At 38.8% G+C, this 26,412-nt stretch carries 22 protein-coding genes; 12 read left to right on the top strand and 10 right to left on the bottom strand.

What is annotated here, in order from left to right; all coding sequences use genetic code 11:
- Positions 1–54: 54 nt before the first annotated feature.
- A complete protein-coding gene (locus tag HMPREF9456_RS00825) occupies positions 55–846 on the bottom strand; it encodes a TrmH family RNA methyltransferase (protein ID WP_006841541.1) in 792 nt (263 codons plus the stop codon).
- Positions 847–973: 127 nt separating this feature from the next.
- Between HMPREF9456_RS00825 and HMPREF9456_RS00830 the strand changes: the two genes are divergently transcribed.
- Genes HMPREF9456_RS00830 through HMPREF9456_RS00850 form a run of 5 tightly spaced genes read left to right on the top strand, consistent with a single transcriptional unit; the run spans position 974 to position 5,154 of the window.
- The gene (locus tag HMPREF9456_RS00830) at positions 974–1,630 is read left to right on the top strand and encodes a DUF5715 family protein (protein ID WP_006841542.1); all 657 of its coding nucleotides are present in this window, start codon (positions 974–976) and stop codon (positions 1,628–1,630) included.
- Positions 1,631–1,664: 34 nt separating this feature from the next.
- Entirely contained in the window at positions 1,665–2,417 is a 753-nt protein-coding gene (gene truA, locus HMPREF9456_RS00835; protein ID WP_006841543.1) for a tRNA pseudouridine(38-40) synthase TruA, read from the top strand.
- Positions 2,414–3,583, top strand: coding sequence for a Na+/H+ antiporter NhaA (gene nhaA, locus HMPREF9456_RS00840; RefSeq protein ID WP_006841544.1), 1,170 nt, complete (start codon positions 2,414–2,416; stop codon positions 3,581–3,583). Before truA ends, nhaA begins: the two co-directional genes overlap by 4 nt.
- An 18-nt stretch (positions 3,584–3,601) precedes the next feature.
- Positions 3,602–4,501, top strand: coding sequence for a DMT family transporter (locus tag HMPREF9456_RS00845; protein WP_006841545.1), 900 nt, complete (start codon positions 3,602–3,604; stop codon positions 4,499–4,501).
- Positions 4,502–4,512: 11 nt separating this feature from the next.
- Entirely contained in the window at positions 4,513–5,154 is a 642-nt protein-coding gene (locus HMPREF9456_RS00850) for a DUF3256 family protein (RefSeq protein ID WP_006841546.1), read from the top strand.
- A 4-nt stretch (positions 5,155–5,158) separates the two neighbouring features.
- Here HMPREF9456_RS00850 and HMPREF9456_RS00855 read toward each other — a convergent pair whose 3' ends face one another.
- The 4 genes from HMPREF9456_RS00855 to HMPREF9456_RS00870 form a co-directional block, all read right to left on the bottom strand.
- Positions 5,159–5,863, bottom strand: coding sequence for a 16S rRNA (uracil(1498)-N(3))-methyltransferase (locus HMPREF9456_RS00855; protein WP_006841547.1), 705 nt, complete (start codon positions 5,861–5,863; stop codon positions 5,159–5,161).
- Positions 5,864–5,947: 84 nt separating this feature from the next.
- Positions 5,948–6,517, bottom strand: coding sequence for a xanthine phosphoribosyltransferase (xpt, locus tag HMPREF9456_RS00860; protein ID WP_006841548.1), 570 nt, complete (start codon positions 6,515–6,517; stop codon positions 5,948–5,950).
- Positions 6,518–6,529: 12 nt separating this feature from the next.
- Positions 6,530–7,912, bottom strand: coding sequence for a nucleobase:cation symporter-2 family protein (locus HMPREF9456_RS00865; protein ID WP_006841549.1), 1,383 nt, complete (start codon positions 7,910–7,912; stop codon positions 6,530–6,532).
- Positions 7,913–7,935: 23 nt separating this feature from the next.
- Positions 7,936–8,604 (bottom strand): DUF2625 domain-containing protein, encoded by a 669-nt coding sequence (locus HMPREF9456_RS00870; protein WP_006841550.1) that lies wholly within the window; start codon positions 8,602–8,604, stop codon positions 7,936–7,938.
- Positions 8,605–9,061: 457 nt separating this feature from the next.
- On the opposite strand from HMPREF9456_RS00870, the gene HMPREF9456_RS00875 reads away from it, so the two are divergent.
- From HMPREF9456_RS00875 to HMPREF9456_RS00890, 4 genes are all read left to right on the top strand, one after another.
- Positions 9,062–11,383: a monovalent cation:proton antiporter family protein gene (locus HMPREF9456_RS00875; RefSeq protein ID WP_006841551.1), complete on the top strand. Its 2,322-nt coding sequence runs from the start codon at positions 9,062–9,064 to the stop codon at positions 11,381–11,383.
- Between the two features lie 111 nt (positions 11,384–11,494).
- Positions 11,495–12,799 (top strand): anaerobic C4-dicarboxylate transporter family protein, encoded by a 1,305-nt coding sequence (locus HMPREF9456_RS00880; protein ID WP_006841552.1) that lies wholly within the window; start codon positions 11,495–11,497, stop codon positions 12,797–12,799.
- 9 nt (positions 12,800–12,808) lie between these two features.
- The gene (locus tag HMPREF9456_RS00885; protein WP_006841553.1) at positions 12,809–13,399 is read left to right on the top strand and encodes a sugar O-acetyltransferase; all 591 of its coding nucleotides are present in this window, start codon (positions 12,809–12,811) and stop codon (positions 13,397–13,399) included.
- 87 nt (positions 13,400–13,486) lie between these two features.
- A complete protein-coding gene (locus tag HMPREF9456_RS00890; protein WP_006841554.1) occupies positions 13,487–16,051 on the top strand; it encodes a BamA/TamA family outer membrane protein in 2,565 nt (854 codons plus the stop codon).
- 35 nt (positions 16,052–16,086) lie between these two features.
- Here HMPREF9456_RS00890 and HMPREF9456_RS00895 read toward each other — a convergent pair whose 3' ends face one another.
- On the bottom strand, positions 16,087–18,135 hold the full coding sequence (locus HMPREF9456_RS00895) for a M48 family metalloprotease (RefSeq protein WP_006841555.1): 2,049 nt from the start codon (positions 18,133–18,135) through the stop codon (positions 16,087–16,089).
- A gap of 389 nt (positions 18,136–18,524) precedes the next feature.
- Between HMPREF9456_RS00895 and HMPREF9456_RS00900 the strand changes: the two genes are divergently transcribed.
- Positions 18,525–20,552 carry an OPT family oligopeptide transporter gene (locus tag HMPREF9456_RS00900; protein WP_006841556.1) on the top strand — a complete coding sequence of 676 codons (2,028 nt, stop codon included), beginning with the start codon at positions 18,525–18,527 and terminating at the stop codon, positions 20,550–20,552.
- Between the two features lie 33 nt (positions 20,553–20,585).
- Positions 20,586–21,335: a GNAT family N-acetyltransferase gene (locus tag HMPREF9456_RS00905; protein WP_006841557.1), complete on the top strand. Its 750-nt coding sequence runs from the start codon at positions 20,586–20,588 to the stop codon at positions 21,333–21,335.
- A 12-nt stretch (positions 21,336–21,347) separates the two neighbouring features.
- Here HMPREF9456_RS00905 and HMPREF9456_RS00910 read toward each other — a convergent pair whose 3' ends face one another.
- Positions 21,348–22,256: a DMT family transporter gene (locus HMPREF9456_RS00910; RefSeq protein ID WP_006841558.1), complete on the bottom strand. Its 909-nt coding sequence runs from the start codon at positions 22,254–22,256 to the stop codon at positions 21,348–21,350.
- Positions 22,257–22,489: 233 nt separating this feature from the next.
- On the opposite strand from HMPREF9456_RS00910, the gene fsa reads away from it, so the two are divergent.
- A complete protein-coding gene (gene fsa / locus HMPREF9456_RS00915; RefSeq protein WP_006841559.1) occupies positions 22,490–23,146 on the top strand; it encodes a fructose-6-phosphate aldolase in 657 nt (218 codons plus the stop codon).
- Positions 23,147–23,277: 131 nt separating this feature from the next.
- Here fsa and HMPREF9456_RS00920 read toward each other — a convergent pair whose 3' ends face one another.
- The 3 genes from HMPREF9456_RS00920 to phoU are packed head-to-tail and all read right to left on the bottom strand — an operon-like array spanning position 23,278 to position 26,406.
- Entirely contained in the window at positions 23,278–24,984 is a 1,707-nt protein-coding gene (locus HMPREF9456_RS00920) for a sensor histidine kinase (protein ID WP_006841560.1), read from the bottom strand.
- Complete coding sequence (locus HMPREF9456_RS00925) at positions 24,984–25,670, bottom strand: response regulator transcription factor (RefSeq protein ID WP_006841561.1); 687 nt, start codon at positions 25,668–25,670, stop codon at positions 24,984–24,986. Before HMPREF9456_RS00925 ends, HMPREF9456_RS00920 begins: the two co-directional genes overlap by 1 nt.
- Positions 25,671–25,713: 43 nt before the next feature.
- Positions 25,714–26,406: a phosphate signaling complex protein PhoU gene (gene phoU, locus HMPREF9456_RS00930; protein ID WP_420864491.1), complete on the bottom strand. Its 693-nt coding sequence runs from the start codon at positions 26,404–26,406 to the stop codon at positions 25,714–25,716.
- Positions 26,407–26,412: the final 6 nt, after the last annotated feature.

Genomic DNA, 26,412 nt, shown 5'->3' on the forward strand with positions numbered 1-26,412 from the left:
AGCAAATGCTAAATATAATCAAAATAGACAAGTTATTACCGGAGGTTCTAAGGGTCAAAAACCTCTCTGTCTCATCGCCTCGAACGTTAGGATAGCAGTAGAAACAGACACATTGAGCGAATCGATCTTGCCCCTCATCGGAATCTTTACACGATAGTCAGCATTATCGAGCCAAAAGAGAGTCAGACCATCGGCTTCTGTACCCATGACGATAGCGGAGGGTTTAGTAAAATCAGTATCCTGATACCATTGTGAAGCGTTTAGTTCAGCAGCATACGCTTTTATATTTCTGCTTCTCAAATAGCTCAATGCTTCCTGAGATGTACAAACGGCTGTCTGCACAGTAAAAACACATCCTACGCTAGAGCGTATTGCATTCGGATTATAGATATCAGTAGCTGGATCGCAAACAATTACAGCATCAGCTTGCGCTGCATCGGCCGTACGTAGAACGGCACCTAAATTGCCGGGTTTTTCTACAGATTCGAGTATAATAAGGAACGGGGTATCTGAAAGTTTAAGATCTGTCAACGTATGACCTTTGGGTTTAGCCAAAGTTAAAAGTCCGTCTGAGCCTTCACGATAGGCTATTTTTTCGAAAACGGCTTCCGAAACTTCAAATTTTTTATTGTCAGATATAGATTCAAGAACATGGGGATAATCTGTTTTCACAAACAGTTCGGGACATACAAACACCGAGTCAACCTCATAGCCCGCCATCAGAGCAAGATTTAATTCCCTAGCTCCTTCTATTATAAATAAATTTTGCTCTCTTCGTTCTTTTGCTTTCGAAAGCTTTACAATATTTTTTATCCTTGTATTTTGCAGGCTGACAATTTTTTCCATTATATCCTAATTGTTATCATAATGCAAAAATAAGAATTAATTACCGACAAAATCCTGTTATTTTATACCTTTGTAAGCTTTATTAGACAATCAATTTATATATACAACTCTAAACGATAATTATTTTATGAGATATATCTGGATGCTTTCCGTTGGTATTCTATTCTTAATAAGTTGCAGCACAAAAGGAAAAAATAAAGAAGAGGTTCCAACCGAGCCAAAGAAATATACTCGTTTCAACGGGAATTACAATCTCACATTCAACGATTTACCCGACTTACACATAGAGGCTGCCGAAGCAAACGGCGTTGGGCCTTTGGAGACAAGAGCAGATACGGCATTATATCAAGACAAGCTTGTACGTATCCCAATCGAACTGGATATCTACCGTGTTGATAAGCTTACACACTCAATGCCTTTTCTAGTTCCTAAAGCAGCAAATTTACTATCCGAAATCTGTATCAACTTCAGAGACTCACTCATTAGTAAAAAAATGCCGCTTTATAAGCCGATCATTACGAGCATAACACGTACCAATGATGATGTAAAAGGCCTAAGCAGAAGAAATAGAAATGCAAGTGATAATTCTGCGCATCGCTATGGAACAACAATAGATATAGCGTGGACACGATTTGACAAAGTGAACCCAACAGACAGTCGGGTTTTGGACGACGGCAGGCTAAAAGCCATATTGGGGCAGGTTTTGCATGATCTGCATGAACGCGACAGGTGCTATATAAAACATGAGAGAAAACAATCTTGCTTTCATATCACGGTAAGATAATTTTTAAATAAGCAATTAGCCGACTGCTAAAAATATGAGACGCTACTTTATATACCTTGCATACAATGGAGAGAATTACTGTGGTTGGCAGATACAGCCGAATGGCGTATCGGTACAAGAAGCCATAGAAAAAGCTCTCACAACGCTACTGCGTACTCCCATAGCAATAGTGGGTGCAGGGCGTACCGATGCGGGTGTACATGCGCGAATGATGGCAGCACATTTTGACTATGAGGCTGCAAATCTTGATTTGCCCCTTCTCGCAAAAAAACTAAATAGCATACTCCCCAAAGATATTTCGATATATAATATTGTAGAGGTAAAACCCGATGCTCACGCACGTTTTGATGCAACAAGCAGACTATACAGGTATTATATCACTACAGAAAAAGATCCTTTCCTGTATCATTTGAAATATAAAGTACATGGAAATCTTGATATAGATAAAATGAACGCATGTGCTGATATCTTATTCGAATATGAGGATTTTACGAGTTTTAGCAAGTTGCATACCGATGTAAAGACCAATAATTGTACTATTCTCGCTGCACAATGGGAGAAAAAAGGCAATGATTACATCTTCACCATCAAGGCAAATCGCTTCCTGCGCAATATGGTACGCTCCATAGTGGGCACATTGCTGGAAGCAGGAAAAGGAAAGATAGATTCGGGAGAAATGCGAAGGATTATAGAAGCTAAAAACAGAGGTGAAGCCGGAATATCCGTTCCGGGGCATGCTCTTTTTTTAGAAGAAATAGAATATAATAATGATATTTTTATACAATGAGAATAAATATTCTTAGCGGCAGGACATTAAGAGGGTTCATGGAAAGTGAAAAGTCAGGAGGGCTTGTGCTTATCGTTTGCACAATCGTCTCCATACTTTTGGCAAATTCATCATGGATCGGAGAACAATACAGAAGCATCTGGGAATTTGGAGTAGGAAGCCATAGCGTTGCCGAATGGATAAACGATGGTTTGATGGCGGTATTCTTCCTATTGGTAGGACTTGAACTTATACAGGAAATATACGAAGGAGAGCTGTCTAATATAAAACGTGCGATGCTGCCCATATCCGGCGCATTAGGCGGCATGTTAGTACCGGCAGGTATTTATATGTTTCTCAACCATGGCACACCTACCCTATCGGGTTTTGGTATTCCTATGGCTACTGATATTGCTTTTGCATTGGGTATTTTATCCTTGTTGGGCAATCGTGTGCCTACTTCCTTAAAGGTATTCCTCACAGCTCTGGCTGTTATTGATGATCTGGGCGCAATTATCGTAATTGCCATATTTTATACATCCTCTCTATCGTGGGTCAGCTTGCTGATGGCTTTAGGAATATTTGCTCTTTTATTATTATTGAATAAAAAATTCTATGTGTATAATATGATCCCTTACATTGTGGGGGGGATCTTCATGTGGTATTTTATGCTCAACTCGGGTGTACACGCCACTATTGCAGGGGTATTATTAGCTATAACTATTCCTTTCAAGAAAGGAGAGAAGAAATGTATGTCGAATCGTTGGCAGCACTTTTTGCACTATCCTATAGCTTTCGGAGTATTACCTTTGTTTGCTTTGGCCAATACAGCAATGATTATAGAAGGAAACTGGGATCAGTCGATAGGTGAACCTTTCGCACAGGGTATCCTGCTAGGGCTCATTGTAGGAAAACCAATCGGAATCACTCTCTTTAGTTTTATCTTTGTGAAAACAGGTATTTGTGCCTTGCCAAGAGGAATCAATTGGAAGGGGTTATTGGGTGCCGGCATGCTTGGAGGAATCGGATTCACAATGTCCATTTTCATTACCCTCCTTGCCTTCGATGATATACATTATATCAACGAATCAAAATTGATGATACTGCTGGCATCGTTGGCTTCAGGTATTATTGGTTATACATGGTTAAACTTCGTCATGAAAAAAGAAAGAGAACGAATTTCATAGATAATAAGATTTAAATAAATGTGGCTAGCTCTCGCCTTTGTTTCAGCGTTCTTTCTTGGATGCTATGATATTTGTAAAAAAAAATCAGTAGATAGAAATGCAGTAATCCCCGTATTGTTTCTTAACACACTTTTTTGTTCCTTACTACTGCTTCCGCTGGTGGTTATATCAAAGATATCACCCGATTCGCTGTATGGAACAATCGGATATGTACCGTCCGTTTCGATAGAAACTCATGGATACATCTTTGTAAAGTCTGTTATTGTACTTACATCATGGATATTCGGCTATTTCGCCATAAAACATCTTCCTCTGACAATTACAGGGCCGATAAACGCTACACGCCCCGTTATGACTCTGGTGGGAGCATTGTTGATATTCGGTGAGAGACTAAATCTATATCAATGGATAGGAGTGATTATCACTATTATTTCATTTTTCCTGTTATCTCTTTCGGGCAAAAAGGAGGGAATCAGCTTTCACAAAAACAAGTGGATATTCTTTCTGATTTTGGCTGCTATAGCCGGTGCAGCAAGCGGGCTATATGACAAATTTCTGATGCAGAAATTTAGTTCTACCGCAGTTCAGTTCTGGTTCAACTCGTACCAATGTCTACTGATGCTGATCGTGATGGTTGTACTATGGTATCCTAAAAGGAAGAATAATACTCCCTTCAGATGGAAATGGAGTATCATTCTGGTTTCTGTTTTCCTTACGATAGCAGACTTTGTGTACTTCTATGCCCTTACAGACCCGGATGCAATGATCTCAATCGTATCTATGGTAAGGCGCAGCAGCGTGCTTGTTTCTTTTGCCGGAGGAGTACTCTTATTCCATGAAAAAAACTTAAAAGGAAAAGCGATAGACCTTGTTTTAATAATCATAGCAATGTTTTTCCTATATTTGGGGACAAAATAATTCGATACAAAATGAGAAAGTTTATACTTGCAATTATTATCATATTGAGCATTGTTTCCGGAGTTTCGGCTCAGGATCTGAAAACAATTTTTCTTGCTATGCCCGAAAACATGATTACAGGACTCGATGCAGCCGGAAAAGAGAAACTGCTTTCCAATCCGAATGATACTACAGGCATTACAGCTCCAAGGGGTTCTTTTGGAGAAGTAGAAAGAATTAGTATTTCTTCTGATTACATATCTCTGCAAACTTCCGAGGCAGGAACAGTTCAGATAAAACTCTTGCCTTTGATAAACGAGTCGAAGATAATTTGCGTTGTGAAGACTGTTTGTGGAAAAGCGTGTGACAGTCAAATACAGTTTTATACTACACAGTGGTTTCCGATACCTCAAAATGATCTGTTTCCGAAGATAAACAAGGATACTTTCATTATAGCAAATACAGACAAGAATAGCCAAGAATTTCGCAACGCTTATGCAGCACTGGATATGAATCCGATAACAATAGATCTTTCGCCCGACAGCACATCGTTAGAAATAAGTTACGATATAGAGAATTATCTTACCGTCGAAGATTACAAGATGATAGAGCCTTTCCTTATAGAAAATCCTAAACGCTATACATGGGATAAGCTCTCTTTCAAGCCCGAATAAAGTGCTACCAGTTTAGCACATGTATAGAATGACATGCGGCTAATGCGGCAGTCTCGGTACGCAAGCGGCTTTCCCCTAAGGTGACAGGTTGAAAGCCATTTTTCATTGCCTCTTCTACTTCCTGCTCCGAAAAGTCGCCCTCAGGGCCAATCAAGATCAGAACATTCTCCCCTAATTTATAAGCATCCTTCAAGGATTTCTTTTCAGAGGGGTAGCAATGAGCTATAAATTTTTGAGCTTCAAAATCTTGTTTAACAAACTTCGAAAAAGATTGCATTTCATCCAATTGAGGAAGAATTGCTTTCTGCGATTGCTTCATTGCCGAAACGAGAATCTTCTCAATTCGCTGAAGCTTTATTTCCCTGCGCTCCGAATGGTGACATAGAAGCGGAGAAAATCGATCTACACCAATTTCTGTTGCCTTCTCGGCAAACCATTCGATGCGATCTATATTTTTTGTAGGGGCAAAAGCAATATGAATATTACATTTCCAGTTTTTTGGTTGTACTATTGTTTTCAGGATATTTACGTGACAATGTTTAGGGTTGGCCTGTATGATTTCAGCATCATAAAAACTCCCTTTCCCATCTGTTAAAAAAATCTCATCCCCCTCCTTTTTACGCAATACCTTTATACAATGTTGCGCTTCCTCGAGAGGTAACTCGGGATTACTCAATATATCGGGTGTATAGAAAATTGTCTTATCCATTCGTCTTAAAAATCAGATCCTCTTTACAAAGATACATACTTCTTCATAAAGAGGACACTACCAAAATGTTTAAATCACTTACTTCTATTCTTCAAAAATAATTTTATTCGCTCCTAATTCTTTTATTTTAGCTAACGACTCTACATGAATCCCCAGCTCGCGCAAGCGTCGTCCACCATCCTGAAAGCTTTTCTCGATGATAAAGCCCATACCGTATAGTTCAGCGCCTGATTGCTTAATAAGATCATATATGCCTACCGCAGCATTCCCGTTTGCAAGAAAGTCATCAATAAATACCACCTTATCGTCCTTTGTAAGAAAATCACCACTGACCGATACAGTATATTCCTTGTCTTTTGTAAAAGAATATACGGTGGTAGACAACATATTCAACATTGTTTTAGGTACAGCCTTCTTTACAAAAACAACAGGCAACTCGAGTAAGTATCCCAGCATAATAGCCGGAGCAATACCGCTAGCCTCAATTGTAACAACTTTGTTGATAGGCATATTCCCAAAACGACGAACAAACTCAACGCCTATCGATTTCATCAGGATAGGATCCATCTGATGATTGATAAAACTATCTACTTTAAGGATTCCTCCTTCAAAACTTTTTCCGTCTCTTAGAATACGATCTTTAAGTAATTTCATTGTAATATTTTTTTATTCCTTAATACGGATAACAACATTCGCTATTATAGCAACGACACCTCCTGTAGTAATACCGGATGAGAAAATACCGCTTATAGCAGCAGGCATCTGCGAAAGAATATTAGGTACTAGTTCAACTCCCAGCCCACATGCAAAGCTTACAGCAAGTACAAGTATTGCTTTTCTGTCGATATTCTGAGAAGCAATAATACGCACACCTGATGCAGCTACTGTTCCGAACATCAAGAGTGTAGCTCCACCCAATACAGGCTCAGGCATAATAGAGAATATACCTCCAACAAAAGGAAAGGCACTCAGAATAACCAGAAATGCGGCAATATAATAACCTACACGGCGACTGGCAACACCTGTCAACTGTATCAAACCATTGTTTTGAGCAAATATTGAATTCGGGAAAGAGTTGAGCACCCCTGCCAAAGCAGAATTTATACCATCGGCCAATACGCCTCCTTGTACACGTTTCATAAATTTAGGACCTTCAATAGGTTCTCCACCAATCATCGAGTTGGCTGTAATATCTCCATAAGCTTCTATCGAAGTTATAAAGTAGATAAGAGCAACGGCTATAAATGCCGACAGGTCGAAGCCCAAACCGTACTTAAACGGCTGAGGAATTGTTATTGCCCCTATCGCTCCCATCTTAGAGAAATCTACCCAGCCCATAAAATAAGCAGTCACATAGCCTATTATAATACCGATGATAATAGAGCTCATGCGGATATATTTATTTCTGATACTGTTCAGCACAAGTATAGAAACAAGAACAAGAGCTGCCAGACCTAAATTCTGCATACTGCCAAATGATCTTGCACCCTCAACACTCATTGCATTGAAACCTCCGCCACAAGAAATAATAGCTACTTTTATAAGAGAAAGTCCTATCATTGTAACCACGATGCCAGAAACAAGCGGAGTGATAATCTTTTTTGTATATTTAAGTAAGCGGCTAACTATCATTTCCACAGGTGATGCAGCAATACATACACCAAATATAGCAGCAAGTATCGCAGCTTCGCCCATATCACCTTTGGCGGCAAAACTAGCGGTAAGCGCACCAATAAAGGAGAAACTTGTTCCTTGTATACAAAGTAGTCCACAACCTACAGGGCCAAACTTACGGCATTGCACAAATGTAGATATACCTGATGCCAATAAAGCCATAGAAACAAGGAATCCTGTTGTTTCGACAGTAAAATTTAAAGCTTGGGAAATAATCAACGGAGGAGTTATGATTGCTATAAATATAGCCAAAAGGTGCTGTAGACCGGCAAAGACAGCCTCTTTAAATGGAGGATTATCTTCTATCTGATAAATAAGATCTGTTTTACGAATCGGTTGGATAAATTTATCAACCTCATTTTCTGTCTTTTCCATTTGAGCCTCCTTCTTTTTGATTATTAACCTTTTATATTCATCGATTCCATATTGAAGCTATATACTTCTTCAATCGGAATAGCATTTCTCTCTATAGTATTGATATCTGTTGCTTCTTCAGTCCACAAAAAAGGGAAAAAACTATATGCATAGTCAGGGCGCAAATCCATTACATCCTGTTGCCAGCCATCCCATCTGAGACCGGGATAAAACTCATCCAGATCTGTCTCGAAGCAGAATAAAAGGAATCGGCTATATTCCATTTCCAAAGGAATCCATTGAAGCATATCGGGGGCAAAGTAGTATAGGTTTCCGGTGTCTTCTCCAAGAAAACCTCCGTTAATTGCATAAAACCCGCCGATAGCATCGTCTGCAACCAGTAGGTATGGTGCAGGTTCTCCAAATTCAGAAAAAGATTTGCCCTTATTCCAGTCGGGAAGAGTTCTTTTCATACGATCACTACCTGATCCAAGAATACGAATCCATCCATTGTCGATTAACAGCCCGCCTGTTTCGTAGATAATTGCTCCCATCAGAGAGCGTGTGGTAACTTGTGTGTGTATCAGACTTTTTTCGGCTCGTTGACGCTCGCAAGGCAGAATTTCCACCTTGTTTTTGGCCTGATCAATCCATTTTTTTACAATCGGCCAACCCGGGTCTTCCGTGTTTACAAGCTCTTGTAGCGTACGCATTGGCACATATACTGATGGTAAAACGTCGTTTACCTCATTTTTTAATTAAGGTGCAAAAGTAGTATATTTATAGGTATTCTCTAAATAATTAATGAAAGAATAATAGAATATATCCGCACACACCACTAAACATCAATTTAAACAGCTGATTATAAATACAAAACATCAAATTAATCAATCATAAAATAATACAATAATCCAGCTGTTTACAGTATTAAAAATCACATTCAACAAAAAAAGAATCTCAAAGTTCCGACAATTTATATTAAATTTATACCCATAAAAGCGTGAAATACTGTATTTTTAACCATTTCCTAATTGCTAGGATTACCGAAGGTTTAAATTATATTCACAAATAATAGATTATATAGAGCATTCATTTGTAGATAAATAAACTATCCACATGAAACAGTTTTGTCTAAAAAGAAAGTTCTAGTTCACATATAAAATAAAAATAATGACTCATTTACCATCTATAATTAGCGATTTAGCTTTTATATTGATAATTGCGGGAATAATAACCATCATATTCAAGTGGTTAAAACAACCTTTAGTATTAGGATATATAGTTGCAGGATTCTTGACAGGGCCGCACTCCAGTTTTTTCCCTACAGTTACCGATTCAGAAAATATAAGTATCTGGGCAGAGATTGGCGTTATATTTCTCTTATTTGGTATGGGGCTTGAATTTAGCTTCAAGAAACTCATCAGCAACGGAAAGACAGGATTTATAACCCTCATCATGATTGCCATAGGGCTCGGTGTATCCGGTTACTTTATAGGATTATGGCTCGGATGGGGTACGTGGAACAGCCTTATACTGGGCTGTATGCTGTGTTTGTCGTCCACTACTATTATCGTAAAAGGATTTGAAGATCCGAGATACAAAGGTAAACGTTTTACAGAAGTAGTTTTCGGTATACTTATCTTCGACGACCTTTTTGCCATCCTCGTCATGGTATTTATGGGAACGATTGCCGTAAGCCGACACTTTGAAGGCACCGAAATGTTGCTCAGTTTAGGGAAACTGATCTTCTTTATGGTCGTATGGGTTGTATGTGGTATCTTCCTTATACCTACCTTTCTCAAAAAAGCAAAAAAATGGCTCAATGATGAAACACTGCTTATCATTTCCCTAGGCTTATGTTTGGGTATGGTAGTCTTTGCTACAGAGGTTGAACTTTCTTCTGCATTGGGGGCATTTATCATGGGTTCTATTTTAGCAGAAACAATAAAGCTTGAGAAAATAGAAACCCTCACCAAACCGATAAAAGATTTTTTCGGAGCTGTCTTTTTTGTTTCGGTGGGTATGATGATGAATCCTACCGTAATACAAGAGAACTTTGTAAGTGTAATCATAATTACATTGGCTGTTTTATTAGGAAAAATAATATTCACTGCTATAGGCGCACGCTTATCGGGCGAATCGATGTTAGTATCCATTCAGTCAGGGTTCAGTATGGCTCAGGTTGGCGAGTTTGCTTTTATTGTGGCAAGTTCGGCGATAGCCTATCAGTTGGCCGACAATTTTATTTATCCTATCATTATTGCCGTTTCTATACTTACTACATTTACTACTCCATACCTTATGGCTGCAAGCATCCCTTTCTATAATTGGATGATGAAAACCATACCCGACTCATGGAGGCAGAAAATACTTGAAAAAGACGAAAGGCTTGAAAATCCTAAAAATCAAAGCGACTGGAGTGTGTTTTTAACTAATTACATATCGAATGTCATTGTTTTCATATCATTATGCATTGGTGCTATTATCGTTACATCGAGCTTCATCGCTCCATTTATCAACGAACATATAGCAGAACCTTGGGGAAATATTATTTGCCTTGTAATCACTTTTCTGGCTATCTCTCCAATTCTCAAAGGGCTTGTCTATAGAGGAGGACAACAGCCTTACCTGATATTGAAACTTTGGCAACGAAGTGTAAGAAACCGGATTATACTATCTTCTTTAATACTCCTTCGGTTTATCATTGCCTTTGCTTTTATTTATGTTCTCTTATGGCTGTTTCTAGCTATCCCTGTTTGGGTATCGGTACTGATTGCTGGCGTGCTTATCTTCCTTGTGATACAGTCGAAGCACCTGCTCAAGCTATATTGGAAAATAGAATACAGGTTTGTAGTAAACTTTAACCAGAGGATATTGGAAGAAAGACGAAGAAATTCCCTAAAGCAGAACGGTGGAGTAGTCGTTTACGATCTCGACAATACAAACTGGATAGAAAGCAACCTGTATGTAGGGAAATTCAAACTGGAACCCGGTTCTGAATATGAGCATAAAATGCTTAAGGATACGGACTTCAGGCAACGGTATGATCTGATCATCATCACAGTACGTAGAGGCGAAGAAGATCTATATTTTCCCAATGGAGACTTTGTGCTAGAGTCCGGCGATCTGCTCTTAGTGGCCGGAAACATTATGAATATCGACCGCCTGATGACTATGAAGAATTGCATAACAATGTTCAAGAGCACCTTGCGGACAATACACGAATTCTCTAAGCAGCAAGACAATGATCCGCATTCTAACATCAAATGCATATCCCTCATCGTGGAAGAAAATTCTGTTCTGAACAACAAAAGCCTATACGAATCGGAAATGGGCAAAGAAAAGAAATGCTTTGTCGTGGGATTTGAAAGTAAAGGAACTGTTAAGATCAACCCTCCGGCAAATACAAACTTCTCTACAGGAGATATTTTGTGGATTATCGGAGATAAGCAAAGTATATATGGTTTTGTAAAAGAAAATCTTCATCTTTAAAACGTTAGTTTTTTTTAGAGCCTTCATATACATCCATGCGCTTAAAATTATGACAGACAAAAACAATCATCTATTTTTGTCGTTATATTTTAAACATTTTGATCACAATATATGCTGATTCAGTTTCTTTTTATACTTGCCGCAATTATTGTAGGCGCGCGTTTGCAAGGCATCGGACTTGGAGTGATGGGTGGTCTCGGATTAGCTATTCTGGTCTTCGGGTTTGGTCTCGAACCAACCTCCCCTCCTATCGACGTGATGCTGATGATAGTCGCTGTGATAGCAGCAGCAGGCTGTATGCAAGCAGCAGGCGGACTCGATCTTATGGTATCCCTTGCCGAAAAATTCCTGCGTAAACACCCCCAACGGATCACACTGTTCAGCCCAATCGTCACATATCTATTCACGTTCGTAGCCGGAACAGGGCATGTCGCCTACTCCGTACTGCCGGTGATAGCCGAAGTAGCACGAGAAACGAAAATACGGCCTGAGCGACCTCTTTCAATTGCCGTAATTGCTTCACAACAAGCCATAACCGCCAGCCCAATCTCTGCGGCAACGGTTGCCCTATTGAGCATGCTTGCCGGATACAATATATCCTTACTCAACATTCTAATGATAAGCATACCCTCAACCCTGATAGGTGTACTTCTTGGCGCATTAGTGAGTATGCGTATGGGGAAAGAATTGCATGAAGACCCCGAATATCTTAAACGCCTCAGCACAGGAATGTTCAGCCAAGATAAACCCTCTGACAAAAAAAGCTATAGTCTGAAAAGTAAAGCAGGCTTATCTGTCCTTATTTTTATATTGGCTACCGTTCTCATTATTCTTTTCGGATCTATAGATGGTTTAAAGCAGATAGGAGGTAAAACACTCAACATGCCCATCATTATAGAAATACTGATGCTTTCGGCTGCTGCACTCATCCTGCTCTTAACACGTACCGATGGGATAAAAGCGGCTCAGGGGTCTGTATTCGTTGCAGGAATGCAAGCGGTAGTTGCCATCTTTGGTATTGCATGGATGGGAGATACTTTTATCAACGGCAACATGGAGCAACTTCGTACTTCTATAGAAGGGGTTGTTACCTCCATGCCCTGGATATTTGGTGTCGCCTTATTTGTTATGTCGATTCTATTATACAGCCAAGCTGCAACCGTACGGGCTTTGATGCCATTAGGTATTGCTTTGGGAATATCGCCCTGGATGCTTATCGCATTGTTCCCTACAGTAAACGGTTACTTTTTCTTACCCAACTACCCAACAGTAGTGGCTGCTATCAACTTTGACCGTACAGGAACAACCCGCATCGGACGATGGGTACTCAATCACTCGTTTATGATTCCAGGGCTGGTGGCTACGATCACGGCTGTATGCGTAGGGTTATTAATCATCACTTTAATAGGTCTATAAAATATCAAAATGAAAACAGAGAAAGAAAAAATGCTGGCAGGCGAATATTATGATCCGGGAGATACCGAATTGATTACACGCTGGCATTTAGCAAAAAAACTAACACAGCAATACAATCAAACAGCAAGCGACGATAAAGAAACGCTAGATAAATTGCTCGGTCAGATCCTTGGATCGAAAGGAGAAAACGTTTGGATTACTGCACCTTTTTATGTCGATTATGGTGAAAATATCCATATTGGAGACAATTGCGAAATCAATATGAATTGTGTGTTTCTTGATTGCAACAAAATAACAATCGGGAATAATACAGGTATAGGCCCCAATGTACAGATATACGCTGTTTCACATCCCGTAAATCCGAATGAACGCTTATCTTACAATACCGATGAGAATGCAGCACCTTCGTTCTGGAAAATAGATTCGGCACCGGTAACTATCGGTTCCAATGTATGGATATGCGGGGGATCTATTATACTTGCCGGTGTAACTATCGGCGACAATACTACTATCGGAGCAGGGAGTGTGGTCACAAAATCGATTCCTGCAAATTGCCTTGCAGCAGGCAATCCATGTAAAGTAATAAGAGAATTAAAGTAAATTGAGTTTGCTTTTCGTTTTTTTAATTACATTTACACCGATACTCTACAACAAAACATTATTACACCAGAAATAAACTGTAAAATATTGCTTAAACCACTCCTGAAATATTACATCACAATATTCAGCTTTATCTGCTTACACTTTACTTCGCTAAATGTATTGGCACAAGATAATGCGGATGATTCTATACCTGTGCGCATTGGGCAAAATATAGAAAAACCCATCTACTCTAAGGAAAAGAAAAAGCACAGTTCGTTTTATACCTGGGCATGGGGAAAACATTACAGAGACGTATACTACAAACCCATCACAGCCAAAGCAGCGTCTTTAGATTCTTCTTATGGAGGACTATCCATTATCAGCGAACGCCCGATGCTTCATGCGTTTATTCTGAAGAACAAACGAGACCAACTCTTTATGCTAAAGCCTCTTGGCGGTTCTTCAAGCTTCTTGGAGTCCAAATTTTTCAGGGATGTATATCATCATGAAGATTTTAAAGATACATATCTGGATGATTTTATTACTGAAGCGTATACAATCGTTCATCCATATATGTTTCTTGTGTCGGAAAAGTTGGCAAGGTCGGCAAATATCTGTTCAATGAATACCCGTATTTACTACATGCTTGACGACAGAACGGACACAATTATAGACGATAATCAACTAAAGAATAAGCTCGTGAGTATATCAGAGCTGCCCGCTTTGAAGAAGAAAAAGATTCTCACAAATGTAGAGACATTAATAGATAGCCTCCACAGCACGAGCCCTACATCAGTAGATCAGGACTTATATATCAAGATGCGATTGTTTGATATGCTTATCGGTGATTGGAACAAAGTATCGGAAAACTGGTACTGGATATCAACTCCGAAAGGTGATTCCGTTGTATATCAACCTCAGGTGATAGACAGAAGCCATGCCTTCTCTAAGGTAGACGGTTTTCTCTTCAAAGGACTATTAGGAATGCTGGGTGTAGGTTTTATTACCAATTATGAAGCTCATATAAAAAATATCAAGAAAATAAACACACTGGCTCAGCCTCTCGATATTGCAATTACGCAAAGAAGCACAGCCGAAGACTGGCAAGAGCAAGCACGAATATTAAAATCAGACTTAACAGATAGGGATATAGACAATGCGTTTTCGGCACTACCGAAAGAAATGCAAAATGAGGATATCACCAAACTAAAAGAAAGACTTAAAGCCAGAAGAAAAAATCTGGAGGATATCGCTTTAAAATATTATATCACTCTACAAAAGAATCCGGTTGTAACGGGAACAGATAGAAGCGAGAAGTTTGTAATAGATCAGAATGGAAAAGAATTGCACATACGCATCTTTGATAAAAACACCAATAAACTAACTTTCGATAAGAAGTATTCACCAAAACGAACAAAAGAAATATGGCTATACGGGCTAGGAGGTGAAGACAGTTTCGAGGTAAATAAACGAAGAAGAAATATTGCGATCTTACTTATTGGGGGTAACGATAATAACGACTATGAGGTAAAACAGGGTAATAACGTATTTATTTACGAGTCGAAGTCGGAGAAAGAACAGCTAAAAGCCACCAAGAACGCAAAAGTAATTATCCCTAACGACGAAAGTGCGTTGGAGTATGACTATCAGCGATTGAGACACACATCACTTTCTGTGACGCCGATAGGAATCTATGACTCCGATTTGGGTTTGAATCTCGGGACATCATTTTCTTACACCGTATACGGTTTTAGGCGAGCTCCTTATACCCGAAGACATCAGATAAGCTACGATTTAAATAATGGGTTTATATATCAGGGGATTTTTCCGAGCTATGATGAGAAGAAAAGCCTGCACGTATTAGCCCTGTTGGGTAGCCCTTCTTATTTTAGCAACTTCTTCGGGTTCGGCAACAACACGGATGGTTATAAAAATGAGAACAAGAACTACAATCGTGTTAATATCAAAAAGTACATGCTAAAGCCGTCTTTGTATTACAATATCAACAAAGACCAGACATTCAATATCTACACTTCCATAGAATCGTATAAAGTGAAGAACCCTAAAAATCGTGATCGCTTCATCAATACATTCTACGATGATGACAACTCAATATTCTCTACCAAATACTTTGTTGATCTTGGGGCGGCGTATGAGTTCAATAAGAAAATGCAATCCTTTGTTTCGTCTGTCAAATTCTCCGTTTCGTCGGGTTGGACTGTAAACGTAACCAAACCTCAGAACAATTTTGCTTATACAACAGGAGAATTCGGGTTCAATCTTAAACTAACAGACAGAATTACTTTTGCTACTCTACTTAAAGGAAAGAGCCTGTTCTCTGATAAATATGATTTCTTTCAGGCAGCAACAACCGAGCTGAGAGGATATCGGAGCAACCGCTTCATCGGTCGTCATTCATTCTATCAATATTCGGATATACGGCTCGATATGGGACGGCTCAACAATCCCCTCACTCCGCTTAACTATGGAGTATTTCTTGGAGTAGATCATGGTCGTGTATGGTATCCTGAGGATGTTTCACAAAAATGGCATTCCTCTTATGGAGGAGGATTCTGGTTAACATTACTCCGCAAATTCACAGGTAAATTCTCTTATTTTGGTTCGAGCGATGCCAACAGGCTAATGTTTGAGCTTGGTATGGGATTTTGATTTACAACCCGAATAAGGAATAAGCTTATTTACAATTACCTTTCTGCTAACAAAGCTATCTGAAAGTCCAATAAATCTCGCTTGGATAAAAAGTAACTCCTCGATATAAAGTAATAATAATAATTTACTGCTTGAAACATTGTATCTAAATACTCCTGATCAGAGTCCGGATTTTTTGAATAAGACCAATTTCCTTCGAAGTAATTACTCAGGTTATCATTCATCGTTTTTGTAATTTCCTGTGCCAAAAGATTTTTTTTCAAAAATTGTTTTAGCTCTTGCTTCAATATTATTTCCAATTCAGAAAACTCTCTAAATATATCTTCCACCTGTTCATCTGATGTTGCCCGCCCCAAGGAATCGGCTTGTTCTGTAAACTTCGAGAAAAGCTGGAACTTTTTTTCGTAACCCATATCCTCATCAAAAAGAGTAATATATTTAGTCTTCAATTCACTTTCGATCCCTCTTATTTTCGCCTGATTATAGAAAAAGCGATAAATAGCTATATCGTTCTTTTTTATTTCTGCCTTAAGAGCTTGCATTTCGGCATCTAGTTTTACCTCCAACGCTCCGGCTTCCTTTCTCATATATTTCTTTCCATCATATTCAAACCTTTTGATAGGAACTTTCTTTGTGTAAATATTATTCAACGTGTTTCTATCTGCTTCTATCGAAATATAACTATAGACCATATCAACCTTTTCTTTCGCAAATAATCTATCCATTGCCTCTATTTGTGAAAAATCTGTTATCTCCGATAGGTCAAACGGAATAATATTCTTTTCATCATAATAACCATTATACTGTTTTGGAAAAGTATTTTTATTATAATCGTCTATAAACTCTTTCTTAAATTCGTCTATAGTCAAGCGTCTGACATCTTTGTCGAACGTAGAATAATAAAAGACTTTTACAGTCATTTTTTTCTCGATTGTACCATCATTCGAAAACAAATCTATTGCCAGATTATTCTTTACACTATCCTTCGTGATATTAATCTCTATCAAGGCATTTACTCTTTCCTCTGTAGTTGGATGCGAAGCCCATTGATCATCTACATTTAGCTTAGACTTATTGTATTTCCTGAGGTCTTCTAATGCAACCAGTGGTAAGTTATTTTTGAGTGGCGTATTATTTTCCTTTACAAGAATATCTAAAACAAACAATTGATCTTGATATAGATTCTCACTTATTATCTTATCATCGCTCTTCTTTTCATAAAAGTTGATCGCAAGATTATAAGCATGTTGCGCAAGATCGAGCCTCACCAATGATTCCTGAAGTGCTAGGCTACCTGCTACATTAGCAGCTACCTGATCGGCGTGAAATTCCATTTCTCTTGATAGTGCTAAATGTTTCAGGTTAACATAATCATATAATTTTCTCAATACCCACTGAATTCCCTGAATCACTTTGACGGCTATAATCACAAAAATAGAAAAATAGCCTGTGATACTTGCCCAGCCACTTATCATCTTGTCGAACGACTCATTTTCGTACAGCATGTTATAGATTACCTGATTCACGTTGTATACATAGCTGCCTACACTCATACTGCGTTGAGAAAAGTGCCCGAACTCATGGGCTAGTATTGCTTTCAGTTCTTGTTCTGTAACTGTATTTACAAGCCCCATGCCTATTTGCAGATTTTTAGAAATAGGGAAAAACATACTCCAGAAACTGGAATCATAAAATACGGCAGCATTTACATCACTCGACATATATACTTTCTTAGGAAACTTTGTTCCCACTTCTACTACTATTTCTTCTATCATACCAAACAACCGAGGATAGTCTTTAGAGGTAATTTCTTCTAAATGACTCCTATCTACGGAGTGTTCTTTAAATAAAAATTTAAATAAGAAAAACAGAATTATAATTCCAAAACTGGCCAACCCTATTCCTAATAAAATAGTTATAAATTTAGGAAAGTTTACTATAAGCATAATACCCCCATAGGCACATAATGCAGTAAGCATTATAGCGAGGATAAGCAACATTATATAAACAATAATGAAAACGACTATAGAAAAAATAGCACCAAGTGTTTTCTTCCTGAAATTATCAGATAACTGTATGTTCATAGTATAATAGATATAGTTTTATTTCTACTTGAGAAAACAAAAATATTAAATAAAATGAGATACAAAACAGACTGTGTTTTATAATCCATAATTTATCTTATATCAGTTGCTGATCGGAACAAAAAGGTGACGGATAAGAACAAGCAAAAAAGTGTCACTTTTGTCACCTTTTCTGCTCAAAACAGCGAGTAATAATATTATAATGTGACACTTAACGAGAGTATGAGATTATCATATAAAAGTTGTATTCTGTCACTTTTTAAGCTTTATGATGTTGGGAATAAAAAAGATGTTGGAATAAGTTCTTTTTCATAACTGTAAAAAATAATGTAGATTTGTATCTGTAATACTTTCAGAGGAAATTTGTAACCAAAAAAAATAGTTAGCCCGTGAAAACAGAAAATGAAGACAAGATAAGCGGATTACCTGAAAACGCTTTTCATGAGCTCAAAGAGGGAGAAGAGTACAACCCCATAATGTCTCCCAATAAGCAATACAAAGAAGTTACGCCATGGTCGGTTATGTGGGGACTGCTAATGGCCGTTTTGTTTAGTGCTGCAGCAGCCTATCTGGGTCTGAAAGTAGGACAAGTATTCGAAGCCGCTATCCCTATCGCTATTATTGCCGTAGGGCTATCGAGCGCCACCAAGCGTAAAAACGCACTTGGAGAAAATGTCATAATACAGTCTATTGGGGCAAGTAGCGGGGTTATTGTAGCCGGCGCTATATTCACCCTGCCTGCACTTTACATCCTGCAAGCTAAATATCCCGATATTTCGGTCGATTTCTTTCAGGTATTTCTTAGTTCGTTGCTCGGAGGTATTTTAGGAATCTTGTTCCTTATTCCTTTCCGCAAATATTTTGTTTCCGATATGCACGGAAAATATCCTTTCCCCGAAGCTACCGCTACTACACAAGTGCTGGTATCAGGCGAAAAAGGAGGAGATCAGGCCAAACCGCTTATTATAGCCGGGCTGATCGGAGGACTTTATGACTTTGTTATAGCCACATTCGGTACATGGGGCGAAACCTTCACATCACGTGTAATCCCTTACGGTGAGACCTTAGCCAATAAAGTGAAGATGCTATTCAGCGTTAATGTTGGAGCAGCAGTTCTCGGCTTGGGATATATCGTAGGACTAAGATACGCCGCTATCATCTGTGCCGGCTCTGCATTGGTTTGGTTTGTACTTGTTCCTCTTATGCCATTATTAGGAGACACGACACTGCAAATGTTAAATCCCGCCCCTTATTTGCCCGGAGGAGGGCTTATTGACGGAATAGCATCTGCCAGCCCTGAAGTGATATTCTCATCTATGGCACGCCATATTGGTATCGGAGGTATTGCAATGGCGGGGATAATCGGCATCATCCGATCATGGCCTATTATCAAAAGTGCTGTAGGACTTGCTTCTAAAGAATTTAAAGGAGGGAGTAAAGATGCATCGAAGATAGATAAGCGTACTCAGCTTGATCTCCCAATGAAAATAATTTCTATCGGAGTAATAGTAGCGTTGCTTGCAACATTCATCTTCTTCTATCTGGGTGTAATGCATAATCTGTTTTACGCTGTCATAGCTATTCTTGTGGTAGCCATAATTGCTTTCTTGTTCACCACCGTAGCTGCCAATGCCATTGCGATAGTGGGTACAAACCCTGTTTCGGGAATGACACTGATGACCCTTATCCTTGCTTCTGTTATCATGGTAGCCGTAGGACTAAAAGGTACATCTGGGATGGTGGCAGCGCTGATTATGGGAGGAGTTGTATGTACAGCCCTATCTATGGCGGGTGGATTTATAACCGACCTTAAGATCGGCTATTGGCTGGGAACTACTCCGGCTAAACAACAATCGTGGAAGTTTCTAGGAACACTCGTTTCTGCTGCAACAGTAGGAGGAGTAATGATCATATTGAACGATACGTACGGCTTTACAGGAGAGGGAGCTCTTGTAGCTCCACAGGCTAACGCAATGGCTGCCGTTATAGACCCGTTGATGTCGGGTACAGGTGCACCATGGATACTATATGGCATTGGAGCATTGATCGCTCTATTGCTTACATTCTTCAAAGTGCCGGCTCTTGCCTTTGCTTTAGGAATGTTTATCCCGCTTCAGCTGAATGTGCCGCTATTGGTTGGTGGTGCAGTAAACTGGTATGTAGGTAGTCGCAGTAAAGATAAAGCATTAAATTCGGCACGATTGGATAAAGGAACATTATTGGCTTCAGGATTCATTGCCGGAGGTGCTTTGATGGGGGTTGTTAGCGCAACCTTACGTTTCGGAGGAGTTGATCTTGTTGACAAAGAGTGGTTAGACTCTGCCGGCTCACAATGGCTCGCATTGTTGATGTATGCGGTAATCATATTCTATCTGGGCTATTCTTCAATGAAAGCGAAGAAAGACGGACTGAAATAAAACGAGATATATGTTAGTTTGAAACAAAAGCAGATGATTGATGATTTTGTAAACTTAACAATAGAAAACCTTACCAATGAGCACTTATGCTGCATTATCCGCAGTAAAAAGACTCATCAAGGTATTGAAGCAAAAAGACAATGGCTCTCAGACAGGCTGAATGAGGGCCATGTCTTTAGAAAACTAAATGCAAAAGCTACCGTTTTTATTGAATACGCCCCTCTCGAAACAGCTTGGGTTCCCATAATCGGCGACAACTATTACTATGTATATTGCTTGTGGGTTTTAGGCAATTACAAAGGAAAAGGGCATGGAAGATCGCTGATGGAGTATTGCCTGGCTGATGCAAAGAAAAAGGGCAAATCAGGTATCTGCATGCTCGGAGCGCAAAAACAAAAATCGTGGCTCTCTGACCAATCATTTGCAAAAAGATTTGGATTCGAGGTTGTTGATACAACCGACAATGGATATGAATTACTGGCACTTTCTCTTGACGGAACAACACCAAAGTTTGCACGAAATGCCAAGAGCCTGAAAATAGAAAACAAGGAGCTTACAATTTATTATGATATGCAATGTCCCTACGTCTATCAAAGTATTGATATGACAAGAGAGTATTGCGAAACAAACAATGTCCCGGTGTCATTCATTAAAGTGGATACGCTGCAAAAGGCAAAAGAGCTGCCTTGCGTTTTCAACAACTGGGGAGTGTTTTATAAAGGAACTTTTGAGACTGTGAATCTATTAGATATATCCTACTTGAAGAGAATACTCAAAGGCTGAAGATACAGGTTCTTATGCAACCTTTTTCTTCAACCCAAATCTGAATCCTTTCTCGGCAACATACACACCAAATAGAATAAACACAGAACCTAGAAGAGCAACCAATGTAATATGTTCATCTATTACAATGGCAGAAGTAAGCAGTGTTACCAGCGGTACAAAGTAGATATAGTTAGATGTCTGGACAATACCAAGTTCTTTCACGGCCGTGTTCCATGCTATAAAACAAAGCAAGGAAGCAATCAGGCCTAAGAACAACAGATTGGCTATAATGACAGGCTGCACAAGCAATTCAGGATGAAGGGATGAAGGGCTAAGAGCAAGAAAAGGCAGCATGGTAATTATACCATAAATAAATACCTTACGGGTAATAAAAAGTGTTGAATAACGCCCGTTGACTTTGCGCAATACAATCCCATAAAAAGCCCACGACAGGGCAGACAATATTGTCAGAATATCACCTAGAGGATTGATCTGCAAAATAAAGCTACCGTTGAAAACAACCAAGCCAACCCCTAGCAGAGCGGTGAGCGAGCCAAATATAAGGGATGCTTTCAACTTTTCCTTTCGGTACATCAAGTAGGAAAGGAAGGCGGTAAATATAGGAGAAGTACATATAATGAGAGATACATTGGATGCCAGCGTTATTTGCAGTGCCGTATTTTCGAATACAAAATAGAGGGAACCACCGCATAGTCCGGCAGCAACAAACAAAAGCTCATCTTTAACTGATTTAGCAAACAGCCTTTTCGGGCAGACAAACCAAATACCTATATATGCCAACAGGAAGCGATAGATCAGAATTTCGGAAGGAGATAATCCATATCCTATAAGAACCTTTGTGGAAACAAAGGTAGTACCCCAAACAATCACTGTGAGAATAGCAATAGTATGATACCAGTAGTGTTTAGATATAGCCATAGCGTTTTGTTGAGATAAACCTGAATGAGATTGCAAAAGTAATAGGTATTATCTCATACGGCAACGATCTGCTAAACAATCTTTCCAACAGAGTTCAAAAAGAATTATATCTGTCTATATATTAAGATGGTATAAAGCATATCGAGAGTGGAAACAAACAGCCTTTCTGATTTGTTTTAATTAAAATATATTCGGATATTAGAGGATAGTATTCATAAATATAATAACATATCATGAAATTCTTTATCGACACAGCGAATTTGGATCAAATCCGCGAAGCTAACAATTTAGGAGTGTTAGACGGAGTAACCACCAATCCATCCCTTATGGCAAAGGAAGGAATAAAAGGTGTAGAAAATCAACGGAATCATTATCTGGAAATCTGCAAAATTGTAGATGGAGATGTAAGCGCAGAAGTGATCTCCACAGATTATGAAGGGATGATACGCGAGGGTGAAGAGCTTGCGGCTTTACACAAAAACATTGTTGTGAAAGTCCCTTGTATAGAGGATGGAATCAAGGCTATTAAATATTTCACGAAGAAAGGAATCCGTACCAACTGCACATTGATATTTTCTGTTGGTCAGGCTTTATTAGCAGCAAAAGCTGGGGCTACCTATGTCTCTCCATTTGTTGGACGCCTTGATGATATTTCAAGTGATGGCATCGAGCTAGTAAGTAAGATCGTAGATATGTATACTACTTATGATATGTCTACTCAGGTGTTGGCTGCATCTATACGCAGTACGCAACATATTATACAGTGTATCGAAGTAGGGGCTGATGTTGCTACTTGCCCATTGTCTGCAATCAAAGGATTACTAAAACACCCTCTTACAGATAGCGGATTAGCCACATTCCTTGCTGATTATAAAAAGGTAAACGGATAAATCTGAAATATCTTTCGTTGTTCTGAGTGAAGTGAAGAATCTATTTTGAGTCTGGCTCTAAAGATGCTTCGTTTCCCTCAGGATGACAAAGAGATTATAACTAAAGTTTTAATATATAATCAGATATTCTACTACTTCTTTAGCTTGAATAAGAATTCCAAACCACCCTCTTTTCTATTTTTAGCAATAATAGAACCATTGTGAAATGCGATGGCATTCTTAACGATAGAGAGCCCTAAGCCAGAGCCCCCTGTATCACGTGTACGGCCTTCGTTGACTCTATAGAAGCGTTCGAATAAGCGTTTCAGGTGTTTTTCATCAGAGATTCCTACTCCTGTATCGTAGAATGAGAAGTAATAATAGTCTTTGTCTTCGTTGTATACACTTACACAAATCGTTACATCTTCTCCTGCATAGCGAATGACATTATCCACCAAATTACGAAAGATGGAATATAACAAACTCCTATTCCCATTTATCGTGAGACTTTCGGGAATATTATTGGTTGTCATCACTATATTTCTGCTCTGCAAGGCAGTAGCAAGATCGTCGTTCAATTCATTAAGCAACTGATAAATGTTCACTTCTTCTTTTCGGAAAGAAGTGGGAGCTTCTTCTATTTTAGTTATCAGACTCATATCTCCGATCAATTCCGAAAGGATAATCGTCTGATTGTAAGCCTTGTTTATAAAGTGTTGTTTCTTATGTTCGTCTAAGGTCGATTGTACAAGCACTGTTTCGAGATATCCCCGTATGCTTGTTACAGGTGTACGCAACTCGTGCGCTATATTGCTTGTCATTTCCTGTTTCAGCAGTCGGGTTTTCTCTTCCTCTGTCATATCATTCAGTACGATCTCAAAACTACGGTCTTCGAATATATTCAGCCGCAGAATAAAGAACCGCCCATGCTTTCTTATATGTATCTCAAAATAATTTTCTTCCTTATCCTCGCGCGACAGAAAATCATTGAGCTCATCAAAAGCACTATCTGAGAATATTTCTTTGGGGTTGCTGTTGGGCTCACTGGAAATTGTGTTAAGATATTGAATAAATAGCCCATTATAAAATTCAACATTTCTATCTGCCGAAAAGAAACAAATTCCTTCTTCGGATGAATGAACGTGTTGCAATAACTTCTCTCGTTCGAGAGCTATTCGCTTTTGGCTTCTCCTTAACTGTTTGTAATTTTCTACAAGCTTCGTACTTATTTGCCCCAATTCATCATTCGGAAAATCAAGCTTCGGAAGTTTATCACTATTTGAAGTCATTACAAAATCTCGAAGCTGCCTGATCGATTTTCCAAAACGGTTTGTTATAGCATTCAGCAGAATGAGTATAATAAAGAAAAATGCTAATATAAAATATAAAAATAAATTATCAGGCTCCAAAAAACGCCGTGTTTGTATATCATACGGAAGGGCTACCCGCACATATCCGGTCCCTATTTTTTTTGCATAATATAGATATTCCTTGTTGAGAGAAGCAGACAGTCTTATATCACTCCCCCGTCCTTTTGCTATTGCTGTTTGTACTTCGGGGCGCATTGTATGATTTTCGAGAGAATGTACATCTTTAACAGAGTTGTCGTACAATACATTCCCATCATTATCGATTAAGGTCAGGCGTATATTTGAAGGAAGAAGCTGTTCGAGGCTATCCAGAGATAAGAAGCCATGACTGGAGTTAATGATTTCGGCATAAGCATCCAATTTTTCCTCCAATGCTTCAGTTCTTAACCTCCGCTCTCTCGACTGCTCGAAAACAAAGATCCCGGCAGTAAATAGAGTGAAAATAATAGCAAAGTATAAAAATAATCGTTGCTTATAAGTCAGCTTCATTATTCTCCTATATTAAATCTATAACCATAGCCCGACCGATTGGCGATAAGTGAGGAGTACTCTCCCATTTTTTTCCTCAGGCGGGCAATATGCACATCCACAGTCCGCTCTGTAATATAAGGAGTTTCGCGCCATACTGTTTGAATAATATCTTCACGAGAAAATACCTTATCTACATTTGTAGCCAATAAGGCAAGTATCTCAAACTCGGTTTTTGTAAGTGCTACTTTTTCGCCATCAACAGTTAATTCTTTTTTGTCCATATTGATCACAATACCGGCAAAGGTTAACTCAGTAGTTGACTCCTTTGTATTCTTTTTGACTTCGAGTCTTTTTACCACAGCCTTGATACGGGCAATGACTTCCTTTATGGAGAATGGCTTGGAAATATAATCATCTCCTCCCACTGAGAAACCTGTAAGCATATCATTCTCGGTATCTTTGGCTGTTAAGAAAACAATAGGAATATTATTCCCTTCTTTCCTCAGCTTTTCCGCCATTTTGTAGCCGGACATTCCACCCATCATCACATCGAGGAGGATAAGAGAAAAATCGGGGTTCAATTTTTTTAGGGCTTCTTCTGCCGAATAAGCCAATTCAACGTCAAAGCCTTCGTTGCTTAAATTGAATTCTAATATCTCGCAAATGTCTTTCTCGTCATCAACGATCAGGATCTTATTTCCCATACATTCTGTATTTACTCTTTACAAAGATAAGCTATTCAAGAAATTACTCATCTTTTTTTTCAATTTTTCCTATTTTACCCGAGTGTTTAAGGACTTTGGCATCAACATAAAAGACAATCTCTTCTACGATATTGCTACAATGATCTCCAATGCGTTCCAACTTGCGAATAAGCAATAAAAGCTTCAAACCGCAATATATAAAAGTAGGATTCTTTTCCAGATAGAGTGTCAATACATCTATGGCATTGCGATAGATATTATCTACCTCTTCATCTTTGGCTAATATTTTACCGGCTATTTTTGTATTCTCCGACTCTAGAGCTACAAATACATCCGAAAGCATTCCTATCAGCACATCGAATACTCTTTCTAATTGCAACTCTTCCAACAATTCCGAGCCCGGCTTATTACAGTCATCATCGATCACATATCGGGCAATTCCATCACAGAAATCACCAATACGTTCCAACGTGCTACTAATCTTTATGAGTGATAAGATCAGCCTTAGGTCTACAGCTACAGGACTGTAAAGAGCAATATAGTTTTCACAATCGCTATCTATTTTCAGTTCGAATGCATTCACGCGCTTCTCACGGCTTACAATCTCACGGGCAAGCTCTACATCTCCATTAAGAAAAGATTGTTTTGCTTTTTCTAACTGAGATATAACCAGCCTCCACATCTGATTTACCTCTTCTCTCAGAGCTAACATTTCCCGTTCTGTATGTTTCATCATATTCAT

It is taken from the genome of Dysgonomonas mossii DSM 22836 (genome assembly GCF_000213575.1).
Classification (GTDB): domain Bacteria; phylum Bacteroidota; class Bacteroidia; order Bacteroidales; family Dysgonomonadaceae; genus Dysgonomonas; species Dysgonomonas mossii.

Coding starts and splice junctions, on each gene's coding strand:
- HMPREF9456_RS00825 (WP_006841541.1), bottom strand. CDS start 846: ATGGAAAAAATTGTCAGCCTGCAAAATACAAGGATAAAAAATATTGTA.
- HMPREF9456_RS00830 (WP_006841542.1), top strand. CDS start 974: ATGAGATATATCTGGATGCTTTCCGTTGGTATTCTATTCTTAATAAGT.
- truA (WP_006841543.1), top strand. CDS start 1,665: ATGAGACGCTACTTTATATACCTTGCATACAATGGAGAGAATTACTGT.
- nhaA (WP_006841544.1), top strand. CDS start 2,414: ATGAGAATAAATATTCTTAGCGGCAGGACATTAAGAGGGTTCATGGAA.
- HMPREF9456_RS00845 (WP_006841545.1), top strand. CDS start 3,602: ATGTGGCTAGCTCTCGCCTTTGTTTCAGCGTTCTTTCTTGGATGCTAT.
- HMPREF9456_RS00850 (WP_006841546.1), top strand. CDS start 4,513: ATGAGAAAGTTTATACTTGCAATTATTATCATATTGAGCATTGTTTCC.
- HMPREF9456_RS00855 (WP_006841547.1), bottom strand. CDS start 5,863: ATGGATAAGACAATTTTCTATACACCCGATATATTGAGTAATCCCGAG.
- xpt (WP_006841548.1), bottom strand. CDS start 6,517: ATGAAATTACTTAAAGATCGTATTCTAAGAGACGGAAAAAGTTTTGAA.
- HMPREF9456_RS00865 (WP_006841549.1), bottom strand. CDS start 7,912: ATGGAAAAGACAGAAAATGAGGTTGATAAATTTATCCAACCGATTCGT.
- HMPREF9456_RS00870 (WP_006841550.1), bottom strand. CDS start 8,604: ATGCGTACGCTACAAGAGCTTGTAAACACGGAAGACCCGGGTTGGCCG.
- HMPREF9456_RS00875 (WP_006841551.1), top strand. CDS start 9,062: ATGACTCATTTACCATCTATAATTAGCGATTTAGCTTTTATATTGATA.
- HMPREF9456_RS00880 (WP_006841552.1), top strand. CDS start 11,495: ATGCTGATTCAGTTTCTTTTTATACTTGCCGCAATTATTGTAGGCGCG.
- HMPREF9456_RS00885 (WP_006841553.1), top strand. CDS start 12,809: ATGAAAACAGAGAAAGAAAAAATGCTGGCAGGCGAATATTATGATCCG.
- HMPREF9456_RS00895 (WP_006841555.1), bottom strand. CDS start 18,135: ATGAACATACAGTTATCTGATAATTTCAGGAAGAAAACACTTGGTGCT.
- HMPREF9456_RS00905 (WP_006841557.1), top strand. CDS start 20,586: ATGATTGATGATTTTGTAAACTTAACAATAGAAAACCTTACCAATGAG.
- HMPREF9456_RS00910 (WP_006841558.1), bottom strand. CDS start 22,256: ATGGCTATATCTAAACACTACTGGTATCATACTATTGCTATTCTCACA.
- fsa (WP_006841559.1), top strand. CDS start 22,490: ATGAAATTCTTTATCGACACAGCGAATTTGGATCAAATCCGCGAAGCT.
- HMPREF9456_RS00920 (WP_006841560.1), bottom strand. CDS start 24,984: ATGAAGCTGACTTATAAGCAACGATTATTTTTATACTTTGCTATTATT.
- HMPREF9456_RS00925 (WP_006841561.1), bottom strand. CDS start 25,670: ATGGGAAATAAGATCCTGATCGTTGATGACGAGAAAGACATTTGCGAG.
- phoU (WP_420864491.1), bottom strand. CDS start 26,406: ATGATGAAACATACAGAACGGGAAATGTTAGCTCTGAGAGAAGAGGTA.